This is a genomic window from Sulfitobacter sediminis, from assembly GCF_040811725.1.
Classification (GTDB): Bacteria; Pseudomonadota; Alphaproteobacteria; order Rhodobacterales; family Rhodobacteraceae; genus Sulfitobacter; species Sulfitobacter sediminis.
The window spans coordinates 1-5,522 of record NZ_JBFNXX010000062.1 but is presented as its reverse complement, the minus strand read 5'-3'; the positions used below and the strand labels follow the sequence as shown (position 1 = coordinate 5,522).

At 54.1% G+C, this 5,522-nt stretch carries 3 protein-coding genes and 1 pseudogene; 1 reads left to right on the top strand and 3 read right to left on the bottom strand.

The genetic code is table 11. The features are described 5' to 3' along the window. Positions 1-145: 145 nt before the first annotated feature. The 3 genes and pseudogenes from AB2B41_RS22905 to AB2B41_RS22895 form a co-directional block, all read right to left on the bottom strand. The gene (locus AB2B41_RS22905) at positions 146-3,148 is read right to left on the bottom strand and encodes an ATP-binding protein (protein WP_367880146.1); all 3,003 of its coding nucleotides are present in this window, start codon (positions 3,146-3,148) and stop codon (positions 146-148) included. 138 nt (positions 3,149-3,286) lie between these two features. Continuing rightward, positions 3,287-3,415: pseudogene (locus AB2B41_RS22900) on the bottom strand (double zinc ribbon domain-containing protein); the annotation flags it as partial. Positions 3,416-3,676: 261 nt separating this feature from the next. Then, entirely contained in the window at positions 3,677-4,807 is a 1,131-nt protein-coding gene (locus AB2B41_RS22895) for an AfsR/SARP family transcriptional regulator (RefSeq protein WP_367880145.1), read from the bottom strand. Between the two features lie 181 nt (positions 4,808-4,988). Between AB2B41_RS22895 and AB2B41_RS22890 the strand changes: the two genes are divergently transcribed. Beyond that, a complete protein-coding gene (locus tag AB2B41_RS22890) occupies positions 4,989-5,147 on the top strand; it encodes a hypothetical protein (RefSeq protein ID WP_367880144.1) in 159 nt (52 codons plus the stop codon). Positions 5,148-5,522: the final 375 nt, after the last annotated feature.

Here is a 5,522-nt window from a genome sequence, read left to right as displayed (position 1 = left end):
GACCTCCCTAATCTCAAGGGAAGTGAATCAGCAGTCAGAGCATCGCTCAAGCAGAGTTTTTCAACACAATCAGCCCAGAGGCGACATTGCTTCTAGTCTAATCTATTTCTGGCGATTTGGGCTGCGCTAGGCACTTTCTGGGCGCTCAGACAGAGTCTCGTATTTGGCGAAACGTCTCGTCAGCCAAGGCCCTATTCTGATCCGGTGATAGGTGCATCTTGGACTGCTTGTTAAGGCGGCCCAGCACTCCATGTGCCCAAGCCTTTCCCCACGGGTGATTGATCCTTTCCGCAATCGCTAAACTCTTTTCCGCGGCCTTGGCGGCGGCATCGGCGTCTCCCGACCTTCGGATCGCTTCCGCATGCAATGCGCCAAACCAAGACGTAAAGATTGGGAAATTGAACTGCTCAAATGCGCGAGTGCATTCATCGAGAAGTTCGCGAGCTTCATGTGTTTGACCAGCCTCCAGCATTGCGTAGCCTTCAAATGCTCGCGCGTAGGCCCTGCTCGTAGCATCCGGCGCATTTTGCTCTGCTTCTCCACAGATCAAGACACCACGTTCTGCATCTCCGGAGGCAACGGCTGCCCAACCTAAAAGAAACATACCGTAGCATTGCAGACGAGGATTGGTGATCCGCTGGCCTATCTCAATCACGGTGTCTGCGATTTGAGCTGCCTTTGTCGTATGGTCGGCAATCATGTATATCATACCGACGTAAAAATGGCTCATCCCCAGCCAATATTCGTCACCAGCTTTAGTTAGCAACTCTATGGCTCGGCTACCGGCTTCTAGGCCCGAAGCGCAATCTCCAGTCTGATAGTAGATCAGCGAGAGTGACGCATTCGCCTTCCCTTCAGTGAGAAGGTCACCGACGGCCTGTGCCGTTTGCGCAGACACCTTGGCAGCTTCCGCCGCCAAACCGCTCTCTCCGATGCGGCATTGAATATGGCTGATCCAAAAATGACATTGCGCCGCTAAGGATCGATTAGAAACTCTTTCAATCAAGTCTTTTTCTTCATTCAAAGTCTGCAAGCTGGCGTCGAACTCGCCAAGCGAATATCGACACTGCGCTATCAAATACTTTATTTCCAATCGCCTAATATCCGCCTCGAGCGGAGAGATTTCCTCTGCGTCTGATGCATTTTGCAGAGCCTCGAGCGCTGATGCCAGCGCCGTGAGAGCTGCCTTATTGGCCCACTTTCCAACCGCGCGTCGCGCAGCATCGAGGAAATAGGTGACCGCTTTTGTCCAGAGTTCGCCTTTGAACGAGTGATGTGCAAGTATCGCGACAAGCTCATCCTGGTTCTCAACCTTTGACGGTGGCTCACCGTCTTCAAAAAATTCGACAACGCGCCGGTGAAATTCAAGACGACGATTTTTTACCAGTCCTGCATAGGCAACATCCCGAGTAATGTTCTGAAGAAATGAATATTCTCGACGTGGAAAGATCTGGCTCTCGCGGAGAAAGTCTAGGTCCTCAAGTCGAAAGATGCTGTCTTCGAAGCTAGAACTGTCCTGTCCGGACACAAAACGCAGGGTCTCCTCCGGAGCGGTTCGACCGATCACTGCCGCGGAGTGCAAGACCTCCTTCATCTGTTGGCTTAGAAGGTCGATACGCGCCTCTAGGATCGCCTGCACGGTAAGTGGAAGCGAAATCTCCTCAACCTGCCGTGCAGCAGTGTATCTGCCCTTGTCGCCGGAGATTTGCCCATCTTCCAACAGCGTGCGAATGCTTTCCTCAATGAACAAAGGAATGCCGCCAGTGGCCGTCACGAGCTTGGATCGTAAAGTGTCAAGAGAACCATCTGATCCAAGTATATCGTCGACCATCTCGCGCGCATTTGTTTCCGACAATGCGTCAACATACATGCGGCGATAATGCCCACGTTGCTCCCAAGTTTCATGGAACTCGGGCCTGAATGTAAGAACGAGCAATAGGCTGTTCCCAGAAATTGCTGGCACCAAAGCCTCAAGAATGTCCTGGCTTTCTGGGTCGATCCACTGAACATCCTCGATGGCAAGCATTGTCGGCGTGCGCTCACCTAGCATCATGAGAAATTGAACGACCGCGTCTGAGACCTTTGCTCGTCGAACCGCGGGCTCCATCACATTCCAAGCCTTGTCATGGATTTTGCAATCCAGCTCGCTCGCGATGGGGATGACGAATGGTTCCAGATACCCTTTGTCTCGTCCCGTCAACGCTTCGAGACGCTTAAGCACTTCATCAATCTTTGCGGTATCGGGTATTGCGAGAACGTTTCGAAGTAACATGCGAACAGTGTGCATCGGGCGCGTCAAATATTCGGGTGAGCCAGCAACAAAGAAGTGTCTAAAATCCATTTTGCTCGCTAGCTGCGAAGCCTCGTAAGCTAAACGTGACTTGCCAACACCTGGAGCACCAACCAGACCAACAACCGCGCCGCGCTGCTCCATAGCGGCATCCAAGGCGTCTCGCAGGCCAACCATTTCACGGTCTCGACCGCGCAGACGATTCAAGCCGCTCCTAATCGAAGTTTCTATGCGCTGCCCCTCCGGCCGCACTTCGTTGAGAACGAATGCTTTTACCGGTGCACTGAACCCTTTCACCTCGACGCTGCGCGCGTCCTCGGTTGCAATTACAGCCTCAGCCAGCCGAAAAGTGTTGTTTGTGATTTGGATCTTACCTGGGGCGGCTGTTTGCTCCATGCGTGCCGCAAGGTGAACCGTCGGCCCAATCGCATCATAATCCATGTTCAAGTCATCGCCGATGGACAAGACCACGACTTCACCAGAGTTTAGACCAATTCTGAAACTCGGATTCTGAACGCCATTTCCAGACTGATCCGGCATCATGTTGAATAATGCGTCGCGCATTTCCACTGCGGCTCGACAGGCTCTAGTAGCATGATCCTCATAGGCAATTGGTGCACCGAAAATTGCCATTATCCCATCACCAAGGACCTTGCTGACGATACCATCGTGGCGGTGAACGGCCTCACACATACAGTCCACCATGGTAGCAAGCAGCCCAAACGCATCTTCTACATCCTTGCTCTCTGTGAGCGCGGTTGAATCCATTATGTCTGCAAATAGAACTGTGATGTGCTTGCGTTCACCCGGCACTCTATCCTTGATCTTTCGCAACTTGTTTGCCAGTTGCTCGGGCAAGTCAGACGCCTTGCGCTGTGGGCTTTTCGCGAGTTGGAAGCTTGCTGAATTAGGAACACTTCTTGTCCCCGATGAAACTTTTGTTGATCCAGTTTCTTGGCGAACTGAAGTACACCCGAGCCGCTCGCCGCAATTGCCGCAGAACGTGTGGTCTGTCGGATTGCTCCATCGGCACCTTGAGCAAACTACAACCATATATTCGCCGCACCCGCCGCAGAATCTATTCGAATTCGGGTTTTCAAAGCCGCACTTGGCGCATTCAGCCATAATGATGCTCCTGAAATCTTCTGGTGCGCAGGCAGGCGCAGTTCGGTGATCGTGATTACAGCTTAGAGCCTGATCAATGAAAAAGTATACAGGTGCCTAAGAAGATGCTGCAGATGACCAATGGCAAGTTTGTCCGCAACTGGGACATATGCCCTTCCTCGCCCAGTGTCCGCTTTGTCGCGTAGATGGGCGCATCTTGACCGCGCTAACCGTGCTCAAGAATCCGGATCAAAACTGCATCGCCCGTGATGAACATGACCGTCATGCTGGTAATCCGCATGACCTCAGCAAGCTGAGGAGTTTCTCGAGATCAGTGTTGCGGCGATATGGATGGCGGCGGGCCAAATTTTCCGGTGAACACTTGGGGTCGAGCGAATTGACCTGCGCACCGATCATGACCGCTTCGTCAAGGCGATCCTGCGCTGCGAGAATGCCCGCAAGCAGAACACGAGCTTCAAGGCTATCGGGTTTCCGTCGTAGCAGTTCAAGCACAGCCGCTTCAGCCATCTCAAGTCGACTCAGATCACGATAAGCGGCGGCAAGAATCTCGACCCACCAGGATGCGTAGACCGGCGCGGCGCGGATCGCGAAGGTAACCCTATCCAATGCTTCCGCAGGCCGACCGTACCAGAGAAGGATGTTTGCATAGAGGGCATTCGTGTTCGCACATTGGGGCCTGATTGAGATGGCCTCCTCCGCCAAGCGCAGGGCTTCCTCATGCTCGCGTTCGAGCAGATCGCGGAGTCTTGTGAACTGCCGTAGTGCTGCATCATGACGTCGTTGCATTGCATAGGCAGACATAAGGCTACGATGCGCCTTCTCGTTCAACGGATCGACCTCCAGGAGCCGTGCGCTGAGGCTGGTGAGCCGGGCTGGATCGCACGAGATCGCTGGATTGGTGAGCAGGTGTGTGAGTCCGGCAGTCATGAGGTTGCGGAGCCGCTCGCGCTCGGTCCTGAGCCATGCTTCGAAAGCTTCCTCTCGAATGCTGAAGCCGTCGAGCAGGTCGCCAACATAGAGTGACGACGCCGTTTCGAGCGACCTCACATCCGTCATGGCAATCAAGTCCTCGAACTCCCAGACATCCACTGACACGATCTCAGATTCCAACCGGACAATCCCATCATCGGCGACGAGCGCGTCGCCAAGAGTCCGACGCAAGAGCGAGAGGGCTTGGCGTAGACTTGCACGGGCTTGATCCTCGGCCCGGTCCTCCCAGAAAAGCGCTGCGAGCCGCTCCCGGCTGATCCCTCTTGAACCATGCAACGCAACGCAGGCGGCAAGCGCCTTGACCTTCCGGGGTAAGGATTTTGCCTCAGGTCCGTCGAACTCGAGGCCGCCCAATAGCCGCAAGACGGGATTCCCAGAGGGTGTTTTGCTTATTCCGGACATCGCTTTACTCCGTCACGGGACATACTCGGACAGGCCGCTTTTTGTCACAATCGCTAATATCGGACGTGCGCCAGGTGCGGACACGAAATTACGCCGACGTTACGCTCGCTTTGACGCCGCACATACGGCGAGGGGCGATGGTCTTTCTCAGAAGCATTGAATCAACTGAGGAGAAACAACGATGTTCCCGACTTACGACATGAACCCCATCGCGATCCGGAAGATGCAAGAGGAGCGCATGGCCGCGATGGAAAAAAAGAAACCACTCTCGATCTCGCCCATTCTTCCGGCACTGGGATCCATCTGCGTCGTGGCCATCGCAGTGATAATTGCCGTTTGAGCGGGAGTTACGCACTTAACGGACCGATCCTATGATGGCCCCGTTCATGGGGCTGTCGTAGATATTTGGGTTGCTTTTGCAGCGTTGCGGCGAACGGCGGTTTCGTCCCGCGTTGCAGTCTTATCCCGAATTTCGATGAAGGTCGGGTCTGGCTAGAAGCGGTCATTGATAGACGCTGATCTGCGGTTGCTGCCGTGAGTGGCAGCTTATCCCCATACCGGACGTTTGCCGAAATCGGGGCTATGACTGCAAGGCGGACAAAGCATGAGTAATCGGGCTGACCAAGTAGCTGGGTCAGGTTCTCGATAGACTTGCGGCAATTGCTGCAATCTGAGGAGAACGAGATGGATTACTTTGTGGGTTTGGATGTGTCAC

What these genes read in the sequence shown, in the direction of transcription:
- AB2B41_RS22890 (WP_367880144.1), top strand. Translation starts at nt 4,989, where the DNA reads ATGTTCCCGACTTACGACATGAACCCCATCGCGATCCGGAAGATGCAA.
- AB2B41_RS22895 (WP_367880145.1), bottom strand. Translation starts at nt 4,807, where the DNA reads ATGTCCGGAATAAGCAAAACACCCTCTGGGAATCCCGTCTTGCGGCTA.